15 protein-coding genes are annotated in these 16,327 nt (G+C 69.4%); 2 read left to right on the top strand and 13 right to left on the bottom strand.

What is annotated here, in order from left to right:
• Nucleotides 1-310 precede the first annotated feature (310 nt).
• Entirely contained in the window at nucleotides 311-1,258 is a 948-nt protein-coding gene (locus tag ACFUJR_RS36165) for an SCO0930 family lipoprotein (protein WP_383165397.1), read from the top strand.
• 762 nt (nucleotides 1,259-2,020) lie between these two features.
• On the opposite strand, the gene ACFUJR_RS36160 is transcribed toward ACFUJR_RS36165, so the two are convergent.
• A complete protein-coding gene (locus ACFUJR_RS36160) occupies nucleotides 2,021-2,503 on the bottom strand; it encodes a hypothetical protein (protein ID WP_383165400.1) in 483 nt (160 codons plus the stop codon).
• 168 nt (nucleotides 2,504-2,671) lie between these two features.
• Between ACFUJR_RS36160 and ACFUJR_RS36155 the strand changes: the two genes are divergently transcribed.
• Nucleotides 2,672-3,622 carry a CHRD domain-containing protein gene (locus ACFUJR_RS36155; protein ID WP_383165403.1) on the top strand — a complete coding sequence of 317 codons (951 nt, stop codon included), beginning with the start codon at nucleotides 2,672-2,674 and terminating at the stop codon, nucleotides 3,620-3,622.
• A gap of 387 nt (nucleotides 3,623-4,009) precedes the next feature.
• On the opposite strand, the gene ACFUJR_RS36150 is transcribed toward ACFUJR_RS36155, so the two are convergent.
• The 12 genes from ACFUJR_RS36150 to ACFUJR_RS36095 all read right to left on the bottom strand — a co-directional run bounded on the left by ACFUJR_RS36150 (nucleotide 4,010) and on the right by ACFUJR_RS36095 (nucleotide 15,317).
• Nucleotides 4,010-4,285: an acyl carrier protein gene (locus ACFUJR_RS36150; RefSeq protein WP_383165406.1), complete on the bottom strand. Its 276-nt coding sequence runs from the start codon at nucleotides 4,283-4,285 to the stop codon at nucleotides 4,010-4,012.
• Between the two features lie 57 nt (nucleotides 4,286-4,342).
• The gene (locus ACFUJR_RS36145; protein ID WP_383165409.1) at nucleotides 4,343-4,516 is read right to left on the bottom strand and encodes a hypothetical protein; all 174 of its coding nucleotides are present in this window, start codon (nucleotides 4,514-4,516) and stop codon (nucleotides 4,343-4,345) included.
• Nucleotides 4,517-4,561: 45 nt separating this feature from the next.
• Nucleotides 4,562-5,035 (bottom strand): cupin domain-containing protein, encoded by a 474-nt coding sequence (locus ACFUJR_RS36140; protein ID WP_383165412.1) that lies wholly within the window; start codon nucleotides 5,033-5,035, stop codon nucleotides 4,562-4,564.
• A 15-nt stretch (nucleotides 5,036-5,050) separates the two neighbouring features.
• Nucleotides 5,051-6,151, bottom strand: a complete 1,101-nt coding sequence (locus ACFUJR_RS36135; RefSeq protein ID WP_383165415.1) for a tryptophan dimethylallyltransferase family protein — start codon at nucleotides 6,149-6,151, stop codon at nucleotides 5,051-5,053.
• Nucleotides 6,152-6,952: 801 nt separating this feature from the next.
• Nucleotides 6,953-8,485 carry a prenyltransferase/squalene oxidase repeat-containing protein gene (locus tag ACFUJR_RS36130; protein WP_383165418.1) on the bottom strand — a complete coding sequence of 511 codons (1,533 nt, stop codon included), beginning with the start codon at nucleotides 8,483-8,485 and terminating at the stop codon, nucleotides 6,953-6,955.
• A 131-nt stretch (nucleotides 8,486-8,616) separates the two neighbouring features.
• The gene (locus ACFUJR_RS36125) at nucleotides 8,617-9,219 is read right to left on the bottom strand and encodes a sigma-70 family RNA polymerase sigma factor (protein ID WP_383165420.1); all 603 of its coding nucleotides are present in this window, start codon (nucleotides 9,217-9,219) and stop codon (nucleotides 8,617-8,619) included.
• Nucleotides 9,220-9,698: 479 nt separating this feature from the next.
• Entirely contained in the window at nucleotides 9,699-10,907 is a 1,209-nt protein-coding gene (locus tag ACFUJR_RS36120; protein ID WP_383165423.1) for a sensor histidine kinase, read from the bottom strand.
• The gene (locus tag ACFUJR_RS36115; RefSeq protein WP_383165425.1) at nucleotides 10,904-12,781 is read right to left on the bottom strand and encodes a cation acetate symporter; all 1,878 of its coding nucleotides are present in this window, start codon (nucleotides 12,779-12,781) and stop codon (nucleotides 10,904-10,906) included. Before ACFUJR_RS36115 ends, ACFUJR_RS36120 begins: the two co-directional genes overlap by 4 nt.
• On the bottom strand, nucleotides 12,778-13,176 hold the full coding sequence (locus ACFUJR_RS36110) for a hypothetical protein (RefSeq protein WP_383165427.1): 399 nt from the start codon (nucleotides 13,174-13,176) through the stop codon (nucleotides 12,778-12,780). The genes ACFUJR_RS36115 and ACFUJR_RS36110 overlap by 4 nt, the downstream gene beginning before the upstream one ends.
• Before the next feature lie 112 nt (nucleotides 13,177-13,288).
• Nucleotides 13,289-14,128, bottom strand: coding sequence for a LytR/AlgR family response regulator transcription factor (locus ACFUJR_RS36105; protein WP_383165429.1), 840 nt, complete (start codon nucleotides 14,126-14,128; stop codon nucleotides 13,289-13,291).
• Between the two features lie 59 nt (nucleotides 14,129-14,187).
• On the bottom strand, nucleotides 14,188-14,418 hold the full coding sequence (locus tag ACFUJR_RS36100; protein ID WP_383165431.1) for a zf-HC2 domain-containing protein: 231 nt from the start codon (nucleotides 14,416-14,418) through the stop codon (nucleotides 14,188-14,190).
• Nucleotides 14,419-14,507: 89 nt separating this feature from the next.
• Nucleotides 14,508-15,317, bottom strand: coding sequence for a M23 family metallopeptidase (locus ACFUJR_RS36095; RefSeq protein WP_383165433.1), 810 nt, complete (start codon nucleotides 15,315-15,317; stop codon nucleotides 14,508-14,510).
• Nucleotides 15,318-16,327 lie beyond the last annotated feature (1,010 nt).

The raw sequence follows: 16,327 nt of genomic DNA, 5'->3' as shown, positions 1-16,327 counted from the left end.
CGGAGTGTTCTGCTCACTCGAAGACCTCAAGACCGCACTCGAAGACTGGATCAAGGTCCGGAACGACCAGGCCCGGCCCTTCAAATGGACCAAGACCGCCGACCAGATCCTCGACCGCATCTGCCGCTACTGCGACAGGATCTCCGAACCAGGTCACTAGGCCGTTCGCTCCACTGCGGTTCCTGCGAGCCAGATGCCTCTCCGGCTGACAACTCGGTCGCTCCCGAACCGAATGAACGAGCAGCACTCCATGACCGTGCCTTGCGGAGACAGCTTCTGACGGCCCCTTGAGGTATCGGAGTGGACGGATATGAGAATGGCACGCGTAGCCTCGGCCATCACGGCCGCAGCAGCGCTTCTGGTGACGGCCGGCTGCGGCAGCGGAGGTGAGGAGAAGGCGCCGGGCACTGTCACGCAGTCCGGCGCCGCACCTCCCGCGGCCAAGCCGAGCGCGCGGCCCGTGGGTCAGCTGAACGTATGGCCCACCAAGCAGTTCGGCAAGGTGCTCACGGATGGAGCCGGGTTCACGCTCTACCGGTTCGACAAGGACACCGCAGTACCGCCGAGGTCCAATTGCGACGGCCAGTGCGCCACAGCGTGGCCGCCTGTGCCGGCCGGCGCTGTCTCGGTCTCCACGGGCGTCGACGCGAAGCTGATCGGCCAGGTGACCCGTAGCGACGGAACGAAGCAACTCACTGTGGCCGGCTGGCCGGTGTACCGCTTCGCCCAGGACACCAAGCCCAAGGACATCAAGGGCCAAGGTGTGGGGGGCACTTGGTTCGCCGTCTCTTCCGACGGCACGAAGGCGCAGGGAGTCGCCGGAACCGCTGCCCCGAGCGGACCGCCCGCCGCCGGATCGGTCTCTTCGGCCCCGCCCGCGCCCCCGGTCCAGTCCACCGTCGGCCTCGCCATCCGTCACGATCCCAAGCTGGGGCCCATTGTGGTCACTGCGCAGGGGATGACGGTCTACCGGTTCACGAAGGACGTCCGGTGGCCGATGAAGTCGAACTGCACAGGTGACTGTCTGACGAAGTGGCCCGTGGTGGGCCCCGTGAACAAGACCGAGGTCCGGGGCGTCACGCTCAGGAACTTCCTGGTCCTCGACCGGCCGGACGGCATCGCCCAGCAGACCATCGACTGCTGGCCGATCTACACCTTCGCAGCCGACACCGAGCCCGGCGACACCAAGGGGCAGGGCGTCGGTGGCCTCTGGTACGCCATGTCACCCGACGGACAACTGGTCGGAGCTCCCAAGTAGTCACTGCGCCCCGGCCGGCCGGTCGCTCGCGCACCGCACGCCGATGAGGTGCCCTCGACCGCCTCCACCCCACCCGCCTACGTCTGCCGAGGCCGCCCCTTCGGCGGATGGTTGAGCCCGGGTTCCAGGCCGCACTCGGGCGGGGAAGACTTCACGTCTTCTTCTGCGGACCGGTGAACGGCTCTCGAAAACAGGCCGTGCTGATGGAAGACGCTGCGGTCCTGGTCCGGACCGCGGCATAACACGAGTCTCCTCCCCGACTCGGGAAGCGGCTGTTCCGTCCTCCTGTTGGGAATCCACCGTGTCTCAACAACGGAACAGCCGCTCATTCGTCTCCTGGTGAAACAGGCACCGAACTACGTGGCGTGCGTGAGTGAGCCGTCGCCCCGTGTCACCCCCACCGCCACCGCCGACGATCTCGGCAGTGGAGCGATCTGTGGATCTGCTGGGCGAATGCCCTCGGATCCAATCAGCAGGTCCGCATAGGTGATCGCCCGTCCTCGAAGCGGACCCGAATCCGGTCGTCCCTCGCTGAGCAGCCGGACGCAGCCTTTCCCGGAAGTGCGTCAGGACCGAACCGGTCGCGGCCGTGCCTGTTGAACAGTACGAGTTCAGCACTGTGGACGACGCGGGCGGCGAGTTCGTCGTCGTGCGGTCCGGGGCCGGCCGGAGAATGCGGGCCGGACGCCGATGGACACGAGCGGGGGAGTCAGGAAGCGTCGCCTCCCGACTCCCCCGCTCGACCGAGAGACTTTCACTCCTTCACGGCGCCTTCTTAATCAGCTTTCCATTCACGCCGATGACGAACCACTCGTTGTCCAGGCCCTGGCCATTCACGTCACCGCCCGCCGCGTCGCCGACGTAGTAGTACAAGGGCCAGCCGCCGTACGTCGCCTGCTCCGCGCCCTCACTCAGCTTGGTCTTCTCGAGCAGGGCCGGGTCCACGCCCTCGCCCGCCGTGACCTCTCCAGCCGTGGTCAGGGCCGGCCAGACGGCAATGCAAGCGGAGTCACAGGAGCCGTTCGTGCCGGGCTTGTCCTTGGTGAATCCGTACAGCGTGCGACCAGTCTCGTCGACAAGGATCCGGCCGAGTGGCGCGTCGGCGAATTTGACCGACGAAGCCGGAGCGGGCTTCGCCGCGGGCTTTCCGTGAGGCTCGTCCACGAAGCCGCATCCTGCGAGACCGAGCAGTGCGGCTGATATCAGCGGAGCCGTGATCAGAGTGTAGGTGCGAGTGCTGCGCATGGGAAAGGTCCCGTCGTGAGATGGCGGAGTTCATCCCGCTTCACGACGAGAATGTGCGCACGGTTCGATTCTGCCGGAAATTCTTTTCGTTGAACAGCTGGTGGAGGCGTCTCGTACTTATCGGTGACCGGTCGCAACGGCGATCGGCCTGACTGGAGGTACGGATACATGCGTCACAATATTCTCGCGACGGCGATCGCCTCGGTGGCCCTGGCGGCCTCAGGCGTCGCTCCCGCGCTCGCCGATGGAAATTCGCACGGCCATGGCGCTCACGGGTCCCACGGCTCCGTGAGCGCCTCCACGGTGTCCGGGCCCTCGAAGGGTCGTGCGTACAGCTTCACTGCGACCCTCAGCGGCGCCGAGGAGGTTCCCGTTCCGGGCGGGCCCGCCGTCAGCGACCCCGACGGCGAGGGTAGGGCCCTGATCAAGGTGAAGGGCGACCGGGTGACGTTCGCCCTCCAGTGGAGGGGTCTGACACCGACGCTGGGCCACATCCACCGGGGCTCCAAGGGCACGAACGGCGGCGTGAAGGTTCCGCTCTTCGGCTCGGCGATGCCGAGCAGCATGCACTCGGCGGCCGGCCAGGTCTCCCTCACGGACCCGGCGCTGGCCGAGCAGATCCGCACCAACCCGGAAGACTTCTACGTCAACCTGCACAGCGCCGAGTTCCCCGGCGGCGCCGTTCGCGGTCAGCTCAAGGCAGTGAATCGCAACCTCAACCCGCTGAACATCATCAAGGGCGGAAAGCTCCGCGCGCTCTCCAACGGCGAGCAGGAAGTGCCGAAGAACGCGGACTCGAAGGTCGGGGACCCGGACGGGCATGCCGTCACGTTCCTCCGACTCGACGACACCGACGTGGACTACGCCTTCGCATGGATCAACATCCAGAGCCCGTCGCTCGGACACCTCCACCAGGGCGCGTTCGGCGTGAACGGCCCCGTCGTCCTCAACTTCTTCGACAAGCCGGTGCCGAACGGGATCTTCGCCGTCGCGGGCCGTCTCACCGGCCAGGACCCCGCCGTCGTCGATCGGATCAAGAAGAACCCGCGCAACTACTACTCCAACATCCACACCCCGGAATTCCCCGACGGCGCGGTCCGCGGTCAGCTGTTCCGCTGATCCCGGCCACCGGCAGGGCGGCTTCAAGTTCCCGGTAGGAATGAGCTGCTGGTGATGCACCCGATCCAGCGGGCATGTTCGGGTGCGTCCCGCCGTGCTCGGGTGGTCTTGGCGATGCCGTCCGCAGGGGGCCCAGCGTGGTGTCGTAGTGCTGAAGGCCGTTGGAGCTGACCCCAGGACGACGGCGACCCGGAACGGCTCCAAGCCGTCCGGGTCGAGTCGGGCATCGTTGACCGCTTCACGGGCCGCGATGAGGGCCATGGGGGTGAACATGTCGAGGTGCCGGCTGAGCCGGCCCGCCGGCGGCCAGGGCCTTGGCGAGCGCGCCGACGCCGATCCCTGCCGCGCTGACAGCTCCGAGGCCGGTAATCGCGACATCGGCCGGCGTCAGGGTGTGCCGCCCACCGGGTTGGGGCTCCCAGCCGGGGAGGGCTCGCCGGATGCGGCTTGTTCCAGATGGGCGGCGGCCTGGGCGAGCGTGCCGGCGGGATCGATGCCCTCGGCCTCGATGCCGTACTCATCCTCCAGGACCAGGACCAGCTCGACCATGGCCAGGGAGTCCAGACCGAGTTCGTCGAACGTGGCTTCGGGGCGGACTATTGCGGGGGCCAGGCCCAGGTGCGAGATCAGTCCCTGGGCGAGCAGCTCATACATGGTTGACATTCGCTCCTCCAAAGTCGTTGTCCGGGGCGTGCCGGCTTCCGCCCCGTCAGTGTCTGTTCAGATCTCCGCGGTGCTGACGCTCCACGGCGCTTCGGGAGCCAGGCCCGAGCCGTAGACCGTGGCCGGGGCCGCGACGGGGATGCCCAGCTGGGCAAGGAGGGTGTCCGTGTCCGCTGCGGGAATGGCCGCGAACAGGCCCGGATTGCCGTGCGTGGCCGCCACTGGCAGCACGGCCTTGATGAGCGCTGGCCCGCCCCGCCGTCGCCGAAGGGTTGGTCAGGGTGCCGTTCCCCTCAGGTCAGCTGACGTATCGTCAGAGAGTTGCCTCTCGTCCCCCAGCAGAACGACGCTCTCCTGCTCGTGTGGATCCGTGCGAGCGATCACAGCGACAAGTGGCTCCGTCGCGCTCGCGTTGATGGCCTGGTGCGGCACACCTGCCGGGATATAGACGAACGACCCAGCACCGGCCACCAGGCGCTGACTGAGTCCCTCGCCGTAGCGCCCCTCCGCTTCGCCCGAGATGACGAAGATCGCTGTCTCGTGGCCCTCGTGAAGGTGGGGATGGTCGCGCGCACCGGGCGGGATGACCACTTGGTGCATGCACAGGCCGCGGGAGCCCGCGGACTCCCGCGAAATTCCCACGAAGAAGGAGTGCCCTTGCTTGCCGACGTACTCCTGGCCAGGCGTGATCAGAACCAAGCCGTCCGGCGAACCCTCAGGACACTCCTCCTCATTCCGGCTCTCTTCCACTTTTCCTCCCAGTTCTCACTGATAACGGGCAGGTGGATCACTGCCCAGCAGCTCCGGCGAGAGATAGACTTTGATCCGCGGTCCAGTCTTCATTAGCTGCAGAGAGACGTAGTTGTGCAGACCTCGGGCAGCTGAGAGAGGCCGCCTGGCAAGCGCGTGAAGCGTGTCCTCGTATCGGGTCGGCGAAGCTCCGTGGCTTGCGAGCAGCGCGCCGATTCGCGCGCGTATGACAGCGTCATCGGGTGCGGCGGTCCAGAGCGGCACGTACGGTGTCACCGAGTATCCGACATGCCGACCGGCCTGAGTCAGGGTCAGGCACGTCACCGGAGGCTGGACACCCAATCCGGCATCCCCGGCGAGGGCGGTGCAGAAATCCCGCGCCGCTGCGGCGCTTCGCCGCGACCCTTCACCACAGATGGTCGATATATGCCGCGCGCTGGAATCGTAATGACGAAAGTAGACCTTCGTCCGCACGGTCGGGGACGATGTGAGGTCGAGGCTGAACAGAGCGGGCCGATCACGTTCGAACCCGCGGTACGCGTGGCCGAGGACGGTTCCCCATGCCTCCCCCAGGCCCAGCTTCACCAGCGCCTCGGCCACCAGTTCAGGAGCACGCGGAATACCCCTTACCTGGGGATAGAACCAGACCTTGAATTGTGGCGGGCGCCCGGCAACCGCCTCCAATCCGTACATAGCGACGTGATCCGCCGCCCCCTCCCGAGGGAGGAACAGGTCGGCTACCCGAGCCCACCTCTCCATCTGGGCACCGTAGTGCGACGACAACCGGCTCATCACGCGCCGCGCCTCTTCAGCCCTGGCTGCGTAGTCACCATGAGGAACCAGAGGTTCCATTGCCAGCTGCAGCACCGGTGTGTCTCCCGTGAGCGTGATCGCGTATTCAACGGGCGAGCCGTCCGGAGAAACATCGGAGAAGGGCAGATCCCGCACCGTCATCGTTCCCCAGGGCTCGACCAGAACGTCGAATGCCTCACGTACCTGCTCCGCCCACGCGTTCGGTCCGAACGTCCGGGCGATGCTCTCAAGAGCGCTGCCGCAGAGAGCGGAAACCGTGCCGGGCACAGGACGCGGCGGGTCGGTGGTTGCCTGCGTGTTCATCCCGTATCCGTTCGTCTCTTCGTCTCATGAAAGAAGCCGGGGACTGATTTCAGCGTGCCGACGTCTCCACGACACTCGGCGGACTGGCGGCGACAACGACTCCTGCCGCCGGCTCCGCACCACACTCCGGGTGTTCCTCCCGAGGAGCGAAAGCTCGCGGCCTCCGCTGAACGACTTCGGCCAGATGCCGAGTTGGCGTTGCTCGCCTGCCACTTACTCGGATCAGCCGCGCCGTGCCCCGTCGTCACCTCTCGAAAGGGGACCCCGCGAGGATGACGCCGAGCCCTGGCAGGGGCAGCAGACAGGCGAGGAGAACGGCGGCCCGGTGCCGCCACAGTAACCCGGCCCATCGACGTACGAATTGGCCCGGCCTGAGTCCTCTGGGCCGCCCTCTTTTCGCCACTGTCACTCCCTTGCGCTTCGCATCCGTTACTGGTGCTCTCCCTCAAGTCACGGATGGGTAGGGGATGCGGCTCGATCGATTCGCACCACATGCCGGGCCGAGGGCAAACCGCTAGGTTCGGGGAACGCAGAAGCGGGCGCCGCAGCGACGGCAGACGCCGCCGAGTCTCACGGTCCGACGGCTGGGCGCCCGAAGCGGTTGCCTCACGGCTGGGGCGGGCATCCGGAGCGTCGGCGGTCTGGAACCCGGGTACGGGGAGCAGCCCGGAGGCCCGCCGGCAGTGCATGGAGGACGACGTCACCACCATGGCGAACGACGGACGTCGTGCGGCCGGCCTGAAGCCGCTCTTGGTCATGGGGAGGCCATACCGCAACTCCGGGACCGTGACCCGCGCCCCGTCAGGCCGGCAATCCCGCGCACGCGCGGCCGAGCGTCGCAGTGAGGCCCCATGCCGCGAACGCCCGGGTGAGTCCCGCCTGCCGGACCGGCAGCGGCCAGGGGCCGACTGTCTCGGTCAGGGCCCCTGGCCGACCTGTGCCGTCGTTCCGGCCGGCCAGCAGATAGTCCAGGGCCGGTGCGCGGCGCTCCTCGGTCAGAGCGCCGCACGCCTCCAGTACGGCGAGGGTGGTACCGGTGGCGGCCGGGGTGCTCGCGGCGCCCGGGGTCTGGGGCCAGCCGCCGTCCGCGTTCTGCAGTGTCGCCAGTACCCGTACGGCGTCCAGGGCCTCGGGCGCGGCGGAGCCGAGTGCGTCGACCGTGCGGTGGACGGCGTACGGGAGGCCGAGGATCCAGCCCGAGTCGGGGTCGGGTCCGGCGGCGCCGACGCGTTCGGTCAGCCATGCCTGCGCCTTCTCGTACGGCACTCGGTGGGTGTGGCGGTGCAGGCGCAGGCCGGCGACGACGTGGGCGACGGTCTCCTCACCGAGCCGGCCTTCGCCCCAGAGGCCGTCGGCGTTCTGGCGCCTCGCCAGGTAGGAGCATGCGCGGTCCGTCGTACGGCGGGGCAGTGGCAGTCCGGCGAGGGCGCTGAGTACGAGGCCGGTGAGGGAGGCGTCGGACGGGGCGTTCTGCGTGGCACCCCATCCGCCGTCGTCCCGCTGGGCCGCGCGCAGGAAGGCGAGTGCGCCGGGCAGGGCGTGCTCCGCGAACGCAGGGTCGTCATGGAAGACGCGGACCGTCAGCGCGGTCTCGATGACGTCGGCGCTCCGGGCGGGCCAGGCGCCGTCCCCATCCTGGACGCGAATCAGGTGGTCGCGGGCTCGGCGCCAGGCTTCGCCACCGGCCCCCACGGTGCCGAGCGCCAGCAGCGCGAGGGCGGTCGCGATGACGTCTTCCCCGTACGATCCGTCGGGAGCCTGCTCGGCCATGAGACGTTCGAGGGCGCGCCAGCCCGCCTCATCGGCACGCAGCGGACGCTCCAGCAGAACATGGGCGGCCAGCGCCTCGACGGCGTGTCGGGGATCCTCCCGTTCGCGCGCGGTCCGGTCGGCGATGTCTCGGACGGTGTCGCGCAACTGTGGCAGCGGAAGTCCTCCGGTCACCGGACGGTCGCCCTGGACGGCGAGCACCTGGACCAGGAGACCGAACCAGTACCTGTCACCGAAGCCGTCGGCCCGTTCCCGCGAGAGGGCGGGGAGCCGGACGGGTTCTCCGTCGTCGACGCCGAGGGACCACAGGGCTTCCTCAAGGAGGACCGCGCCGGCGGGCGCCGTCGTGCGCGGGGGGTCGCGGAAGAGCCACGCGCGGGCACGGGAGACGACCCCGCGGGAGTCCCGGCTGCCCGCTGAGGCGAGGGCGAAGGCGGCGAAGGCCGTCTCAACGACGCGGGGCGCCGGTCGGGATGCCCATGATCCGTTGTCGCACTGCGTCAGGAGCGTGCGCATCATCGTGGCGGCCACGGCCGGGTCGAGGCGTCGTGTCTGTTCCGTCATCGGGGCTCCGTCCGGGGATTTCCGTGTGTCCGTTCACCCGTGCGCTCACATGTCCATGAGGGGGGTTCGATTCCCTGCACGCAAGGAGCCGATGTCACGTTCAGGCGGACAGCCGGCTTCGCGGGGAACCCTCAGCGGCTCGCGCCGTAGCCCTTCAGCGACTTCTTGAGGCAGCGCAGCGCGTAGTACGTGCGGGACTTCACGGTGCCCACCGGTATGCCGAGTGCGTCGGCGGCCTCCTTGACCGACAGGCCGCGGAAGTACACCTGGACCAGGACGAGCCGGTGCTCCTCGCTGAGTCCTCGAAGCGCTTCGCGCACGTCGAGGGCCTCGATGGACGGCTCGATCGGGTCCTCCATCCGGATCGCACTGGCGTCGAGGGCGATGTCGCACACCTCCTTGGGCCGGGAGTATCGTGCGCGCCGCGCGTCGATGGCGAGCCGGCGGGCGACGGTGTAGAGCCAGGGCCGCATGGACTCGTGGTCGCTCTCCAGAGCCTCGGGATGTCGCCAGGCGCGGATCATCGTCTCCTGAACCAGATCCTCGGCACGCTGGCGGTCGCCATAGGTGAGGCCCAGGAGGAAGCCGAAGACGGCCCGTCCGTGGTCCTGGTGGAGCTGGGCGAGCGCCGCCTCACTCGTGCGCCTGGAGTGATCGGACGGCGGTACGGACTCCTCGGGGAGGGACAGGGCCGGGGTCGGCTGGGCGGTCTGTTCGAGAGCCGGTGCGGTCATGGGAGACGCTCCTTCACTGACGACGTCGCTGTCGGTCGGTGGATGTGTTCGTTCCGTTGCTTCGCAGGTTCAGGCTGTCGCCGACGCCGAGGTACGGACATCCGCCAGGTGGCGGACATGGCAGCTGTCGTCGACCAACGGTTGAGCGGTAGCGCCGGTGCCGTTCGGCGCAGAGCCGGTGGACGGTGGGCCGCAAGGTGAACGGGCACGGGTGGAGGTCCGTGTAGACCGGATGCCGCGGGCGGGCTCCGAAATGGCGCGGCCTGTGCCCGGACATGACAGAGCGGCTGTTCCGCCGGACAGGAGGGGGGCTTCCTGGGACACGTGCGGAACAGCCGCTCACCGAGCCGGAGGGACGACTCGGGCATCCGCGGGCGGAGTGGGAAGGCATCCAGCCGCGGGTTCTTTCACAGTCACGGATCCTCGCAGCGGGCGGTTCACGTCCGCGGGGGAAGCTTGGGATGATCCGGAACGCCAGGTCAGCGGGGAACGCTGTGCACTCCCGGCCGGAACTTGGGGATGCGCATGGTGATCCTCATGCCCGCACCGACTCCCGTCTCGATGACGAGTCCGTGATCTTCTCCATACACCTGGCGCAGCCGTTCGTCGACATTGGACAGCCCGATACCGGCCGACGGGCCCCCGGCGCCGTGCAGAATGCCACGCAGCCGGTCCGGGTCCATGCCGATGCCGTTGTCCTCGATGACGACGCGGGCAAAGACCCCTTCGTCCTCGGCGGTCAGGGTGATGCGGCTGCGTTCCAGGGACTCCTCGAGGCCGTGTTTGACGGCGTTCTCCACGAGCGGCTGGAGACAGAGGAAGGGCAGGGCGACGGGCAGCACTTCGGGGGCGACCTGGAGGGTCACCTCGAGACGCCGACCGAAGCGGGCACGCACCAGTTGCAGGTATTGCTCGATCGATCGCAGCTCTTCCGCAAGCGTGGTGAAGTCGCCGTGCCGTCGGAAGGAGTACCTCGTGAACTCAGCGAATTCGAGGAGGAGTTCGCGGGCGCGTTCGGGATCGGTTCGCACGAAGGAGGCGATGGCGGCGAGCGAGTTGTAGATGAAGTGGGGCGAGATCTGGGCCCGCAGGGCTCGGATCTCGGCTTCTATGAGGGAGGTGCGAGCCCGGTCGAGCTCGGCGAGTTCGAGCTGTACGGAGATCCAGCGGGCGACTTCCTCCGTGGCCCGGAGCAGCGCGTCGGACGCTTGCGCGCCGAAGGCGGCGAGGGTGCCATGGGGGCGCTGGTCGATGTGGAGGGGGACGACGACTCCGGCCCGTACCAAGCACTCCTCGTTCGTGCAGTCGAGGGTGATGGAGGAGGCGCGTCCCGTCCTGAGTGCCTCGCGTGCGTGTGCCATGACGTCGTCGGCGTGGTGTTCGCCCGAGCCTCCCCAGGCCAGGACCCGTTCGTCGTCGGTGAGGACCAGTACGCTGCTGCCGAGGAGGGGCCGCAGTCTGCGGACGGCCTTGCGCGCGGTGTCGGCCGTGAGGCCGGCACGCAGGGGCGGCGCGGCGAGAGAGGCCGTGTGCAGGGTGCGGAAGGTGGCCTTCTCGACGCTGTCGCCGACCGGGTCGAGCCCGTGTCGGCGTCGGGCCAGCGCGGTGGCGGCACCGAGTCCGGCGGCGACGCCGACCAGCAGCAGAACGGCGTCCGCCACGAGAGCGGCGGAACCAGGGTCGATCATGGGTCGGTTCTCCCTCGTCGGGGCCGCAGTACCCGCGGTATGGGCGTGCCGCCTCGCCTGTCGGGCGTCTCCTCGGAGGTGGAGCGGCGCCGAGGCATGACGGTGGTGCGGTCTGCAGGCGGTTCGGGCAGGTGGAGCCGCGCCATGATCGCGTCGGTGCGGGCGGGAGGGCCACGCCGGTCGGCGAGCGAGACCAGCACCATCGTCAGGAAGGCGAGCGGCACGGTCCACACGGCCGGCCAGGCGAGCGCGGTCCGCAGCCAGCTCGTCGACACGCTGTCGGCCATGGTCAGCGCGACGGCGATCAACGCCGTCCCCCCTCCGGTGAGCAGTCCCGCGACGGCGCCGGTCGCGGTGAGCCGACGCCACCATATGCCGAGGATCAGCAGCGGGCAGAACGACGACGCCGAGACGGCGAACGCGAGTCCTACCGAGTTCGCCACGGGAAGCCCGACCACGGCGGTGTACACCAGGACGGGTACCGCGATGGCGAGGAGGGTCGCGAGCCGGAAGTGCCTGATACGCAGGGACGGGAGGACGTCCTGGTTGAGCACGCCGGCGACGGCCATCGTGAGTCCGGAGGCGGTGGACAAAAACGCCGCGCACGCCCCGGCCGCGATGAGCGCGCCGAGCAGGTCACCACCCACACCTCCGATGAGACGCTCGGGCAGGAGCAGCACCACCGCGTCGGTGTTGCCGGTGAGCAGCAGTTCGGGGGCGTAGATCCGGCCGAGCACGCCGTACAGCGGCGGGAGGAGGTAGAAGAGCCCGACCAGGCCGAGCACGACGACGCAGGTGCGGCGGGCGGCGGGGCCATCGGGGCTGGTGTAGAAGCGGACGACCACGTGCGGCAGTCCCATGGTGCCGAGGAAGGTGGCGAGGATCAGGCCGTAGGTGGCGTACAGCGGGTACTCCGACCGCGGCGCTGCCGACGTGCCACCGCTCCAGGTGGAGCCTTCGCCGGACCGGGCGCTTTCGTCAGCCGGCCCGGTGTCGCGGTCGTGGGTGCGGTCGTCGCTGGGTTTGCCGCCGCGTTCGGGCACGCGGGCGTCGGCGGAAAAGCGCAGGATTGTCCCGGCGTCGATGCGATGGACTCCCGGTGGCAGACGGACAGCGGCGTCCCGGTAGCGGTGCCCGTCCACGGTGCCGTCGACGGTGACCCGCAGGGGCGCGTCGACCCTGATGCGGATCGTGTCGTCGACGCGGACCTGGGTGGCTTCGCGGAACGTGGGCGGCTCGTCGAACGCCGTGCGCGTGCTGGTGTCGCCGAGCCACACGAAGACCAGGAACAGCGCGGGGACCAGGAGGGCGACGAGTTTGAGCCAGTACTGGAAGGCCTGGACGAAGGTGATGCTGCGCATGCCTCCGGCGGCCACCGTCAGCGCCACGACAACGGAGACGACCAGGCCGCCGACCCACCGGGGGGCACCGGTGAGCAGGCCGAGCGTGAGCCCCGCGCCCTGGAGCTGGGGGACGAGGTAGAGCCATCCGACGACGACGACGAGGATGCTCGCGACGCGACGGACGGCGGTCGACTCGAGCCGGGCTTCGGCGAAATCGGGGAGTGTGTACGCGCCGGACCGCCGCAGCGGAGCCGCGACGAAGGCCAGCAGGACCAGGTAGCCGGCGGTGTAGCCGACCGGCACCCAGAGCATGTCGAAGCCCTGGGCGAGCACCAGCCCGGCCACGCCGAGGAACGAGGCCGCGGAGAGGTACTCGCCGCTGACGGCCGCGGCGTTGAGACGCGGCGGGACACTGCGGGAGGCGACGTAGAAGTCGGAGGTGGTACGGGAGATGCGCAGCCCCAGTGCCCCGATCAGGCCGGAGAGCACGAACACCGACGTGACCGCGACGACGCCGTAGGTCTGGTTCATCCGATGCTCCCGGGGTGGTCGCCGGCTCCCTGGGTGCGGTCGTGGAAAGCACGCTCGGCGCGCTCTGCACGCCGTACGTACCAGCGCGCGGCGAGATGTAGCAGCGGGTAGACGGCCACGCCGAGGACGGCCCAGACGGTCATGTTCCGACCGGCCCAGGTGTCCGGGCCGGGCAACGCGCGGAAAACGAGAGGCAGGGGGCCGAGAAATGCGGTGAGAAAGCCCACGACGACGAGTGCGCCCCGGAGCTGGGTTCGGACGAGGACCCTGACGGCGTCCTGGTCGTGGACGGGTTCGTCCGCCGCCCCGGCGACCGAGTGGACGGGCGGTGTGCGCCTCGACCGGTCCGGGAGCCGGGTGACCACCTCACGTCTTGGAGCAGGTTCGGAGCTCATCCCCGCCCCCCGCTGCCGTGATGCTCGCCTGACGCGACGGGTTCGTACGCAGCGAGCCACGGTCGGCCCAGCACCCATCGCGCTGTGATCCGTACGGTCCGGGGGCGGGCCGTCACCGGCTTCGCTCGCGGCTGTCCGTGGCCTGCCGCATGAGCAGATCGCGCAGCTCGCGCGTGTTGCGCCGGCTTACGGTGAGCACGCGTTCGCCCACGCGCACGGTCATGATGCCTCGGTCCAGGCGCAGTTCATCGACGGAGGTGAGCGAGACGAGGTAGCGGCGGTGTATACGCACGAACCCCTTGGCGCGCCAGTGCTCCTCCAGGCCCGACAGGGGGATGCGAATGAGGTGCGTGGTGTTGTCCCGGGTGTGCAGACGGGCGTAATCCCCCTGCGCTTCGACGAACGTGATGTCGCTGATGGCGAAGAAGCGTGTGGAGCCGCCGAGTTCGACGGCGATCCGGTCGACGAGGCCGACGGGCGGGGGCTCCGCCTTCTCAGGTGCGGTGTCCAGGGTGGTGGCGGTCTCGGGCGGGGAGGCCGGGACCGGCGGCTTGCGCTGGGCCCGCACCAGCTCCTCGACACGGTTCAGGGCCTGAGTCAGCCTCTCGCCGCGCAGGGGCTTGAGGAGGTAGTCGACGGCATGGAGTTCGAAGGCCTCCAGGGCGAAGTCCTCGTGGGCGGTGACGAAGACGATGTGCGGGGGCGAGCTGAATCCGGCGAGCAGCCGGGCCACGTCGAGTCCGCTCAGCCCGGGCATGTTGATGTCGAGGAAGATGGCGTCGATGCCACGCTCGCACTCGGTGGTGCCGTCCAGTGCCTGGCCGAGCAGACGCAGCGCCTCGGTCGCCTCCAGGGCGCCGTCGGCACTGCTCACCCGCGTGTCCTCGCGTAGGAGGTACAGGAGTTCCTCCAGCGCGGGCTCCTCGTCGTCGACCGCCAGTACGCGCAGCATGAGGCACCTCTCTCGGTGGTGGTTCAGGTCCGTGTGGCCACGATGCCGTCAAGCAGGCCCTAGCCGCCACGCCCGGCCGCGTCACCGCCTCCGAGCGGACCGTCGCCGTCGAGGAGGCTTACGCCGTCGGCGAGGCCCAGGACGTCAGAAGTCTGGGCCAGTTCGAGGTAGTCGGCACCGCACCGGTCGCAGCCCAGCAAATGATCGACCACCAGTCGGTCCTCCTCCCGTGTCAGGGCGCCAAGGACGTACGCCCCCAGCAGGATCCGGTACTCGTCGTCAGACGGCACGGGTCTCCTTGGGTCGGCACGTACGACCGGCACTGTCAGACCACTCTCTTTCGGCCATACATCACTTCCATGCGCCAGTTTCCGGCCAATTAGAGTCGCGCGCCCCGCGAGCGAAGGAACTGCAACGGCGCGATGGAGGAGCCGTACCACGGAGCCGTGCGGGCTTCGAAATGCAGATGCGGGCCCGTCGAGTTGCCGGTACTGCCCGATCTCCCGATCACCTGGCCGGTCCCGACCCGCTGTCCGGTGCGGACGCCGAGCCGCGACAGGTGCGCGTACTGCGTGTACACGCCGGACGAGTGTCGGATCACGATGTTCCAGCCGTACGCCCCGCCCCAGCCGGCCTCCACGACAGTGCCGTCGTGCACGGCCAGCACGGCGGTTCCGGACGGTACGACGAAATCCTGGCCACTGTGACGGTGGGCCCAGAGGCCGCCGCCCAGCCCGTAGGACGCGCCGAGGTGATAACCGCGGACCGGTGCGACCCACGAGGCCTGTCGGAGCTGGGCCCTTCTGGCCCGGGCAGCCCGATCGGCAGAGGCCTTCCGGCTGGCTCGCTGTTCGGCCGCGGCAGCCCGCTCGGCAGCGGCCTTCCGGCTGGCTCGCTGTTCGGCCGCGGCAGCCCGCAGGCGGGCGGCCTCCTGGGCTGTCTGTTTTCGCTCGGCGTCCGCCGCCGTGTGCTGGGCGGACGCCTGTGTCCGCAGCGCTCCTGACATGGGTCTGTGGTCGTCATGAACGACGCCGGACTGCCGGATGCCGGCCGCCCCGGAGGCAAGGGGGGCCCTCGCGGCGGAGAGCGGACCGACGGGGGGCGCGGCGCTCGTGACCAGGAGGAACGAGGCGCTGAGTCCGGCACCCAGCAGGGCAGCGCGGCGGCCGGCACGGAAGGTCGCGGGCATGCGGCGTCGGTGGAATGGAGGCATTCGGGGGCCTTCCGAGGGGAGGTGTCGAAGGTGACGGCAGGTCGCTGAAATCGCTCGTACCGAGCGGGTCCGCAAGGGCGACCAGCGAGATCCGCTGCCGTACGTCCTCACACGCGACGCGCGGAGGGCGGGTTCAAGGCTGCGAGGTCGGCCGGTCGAGAACGCTCGGCGGCGGGTCCCGGCGATGTCATGAAAGTGGGCCTTGCGCGCATCTCCCACAGCAACGCGCAAGGCCCACCGGCCGCCCGGGCCGGAGGAGGGGTGTCATACGAGACCACTCACCGGCGCTGGGGGCACAAGGCGGCATCCCCATGCGACCTTCACAGTCCGGCACGCGCGAACCCTCGGCCTGGTTCAGAACTCGCGCGAGATCGGCCGAAGCGGGCGACGTCACGTCCCTGAACCGGCCACCGTCATGTCGCGTGCCGGTCGGGTGAGGGGCCTGGTCCCCCAAGGGCCGAGCTTCGAGGAGGGGCACATGGGTGGCGGGGAAGAGCCCGTCGTGAGCCGGGGCGTCATGGTGGCCGGGCTCATCGGGCTGCTGGTCGTGCTCATGGCGACGGGGCGGCCTTCCTCCTCTTCGCGGCCCGTCCGGGCTCACTCGTCGGCGAAGGCAGCGGTGCGCGTGGTCGCAAACGAGTACGGCGCCCTTAGCCACGAGGGCCGAGCACTCTCACGGGTCAGGAACGACGACGGCCGGAACCGGACATCCGGCCGGGCCGGGAACGGCGGGCCCCGGCGGGCAGCCGAGGCCCCATCGCAGCTGCTGATCACGCCCGACAGCGCCCTCAGGCGATTCCCCGTGATCCTGACCCTCGTCCTGCTGAGCCTCGTCTCCGCGGGCGCGCTCGCCGCCGGTCTCGCAGGACTACGGACACGTCGCCGATCGGCGCACCTGCCGGGCCACCGTCTCCGTCCACACCCGCCTGCCGACATCCCGCAGGCTCCGCGCTGAGGTCCTGGACGCGGTGGGCGCGGGGCCGGCC

The organism is Streptomyces sp. NPDC057271 (assembly GCF_042668715.1).
Classification (GTDB): Bacteria; Actinomycetota; Actinomycetes; order Streptomycetales; family Streptomycetaceae; genus Streptomyces.
Note: the sequence above shows the minus strand (reverse complement) of the source record. Positions and strands in the feature narration are given on the sequence as shown.

Excerpts from the sequence above, each read along its gene's own strand:
- ACFUJR_RS36160 (WP_383165400.1), bottom strand. The coding sequence starts at position 2,503 with ATGCGCAGCACTCGCACCTACACTCTGATCACGGCTCCGCTGATATCA.
- ACFUJR_RS36120 (WP_383165423.1), bottom strand. The coding sequence starts at position 10,907 with ATGATCGACCCTGGTTCCGCCGCTCTCGTGGCGGACGCCGTTCTGCTG.
- ACFUJR_RS36110 (WP_383165427.1), bottom strand. The coding sequence starts at position 13,176 with ATGAGCTCCGAACCTGCTCCAAGACGTGAGGTGGTCACCCGGCTCCCG.
- ACFUJR_RS36135 (WP_383165415.1), bottom strand. The coding sequence starts at position 6,151 with ATGAACACGCAGGCAACCACCGACCCGCCGCGTCCTGTGCCCGGCACG.
- ACFUJR_RS36165 (WP_383165397.1), top strand. The coding sequence starts at position 311 with ATGAGAATGGCACGCGTAGCCTCGGCCATCACGGCCGCAGCAGCGCTT.
- ACFUJR_RS36150 (WP_383165406.1), bottom strand. The coding sequence starts at position 4,285 with ATGTCAACCATGTATGAGCTGCTCGCCCAGGGACTGATCTCGCACCTG.
- ACFUJR_RS36130 (WP_383165418.1), bottom strand. The coding sequence starts at position 8,485 with ATGACGGAACAGACACGACGCCTCGACCCGGCCGTGGCCGCCACGATG.
- ACFUJR_RS36095 (WP_383165433.1), bottom strand. The coding sequence starts at position 15,317 with ATGCCCGCGACCTTCCGTGCCGGCCGCCGCGCTGCCCTGCTGGGTGCC.
- ACFUJR_RS36125 (WP_383165420.1), bottom strand. The coding sequence starts at position 9,219 with ATGACCGCACCGGCTCTCGAACAGACCGCCCAGCCGACCCCGGCCCTG.
- ACFUJR_RS36105 (WP_383165429.1), bottom strand. The coding sequence starts at position 14,128 with ATGCTGCGCGTACTGGCGGTCGACGACGAGGAGCCCGCGCTGGAGGAA.
- ACFUJR_RS36155 (WP_383165403.1), top strand. The coding sequence starts at position 2,672 with ATGCGTCACAATATTCTCGCGACGGCGATCGCCTCGGTGGCCCTGGCG.
- ACFUJR_RS36115 (WP_383165425.1), bottom strand. The coding sequence starts at position 12,781 with ATGAACCAGACCTACGGCGTCGTCGCGGTCACGTCGGTGTTCGTGCTC.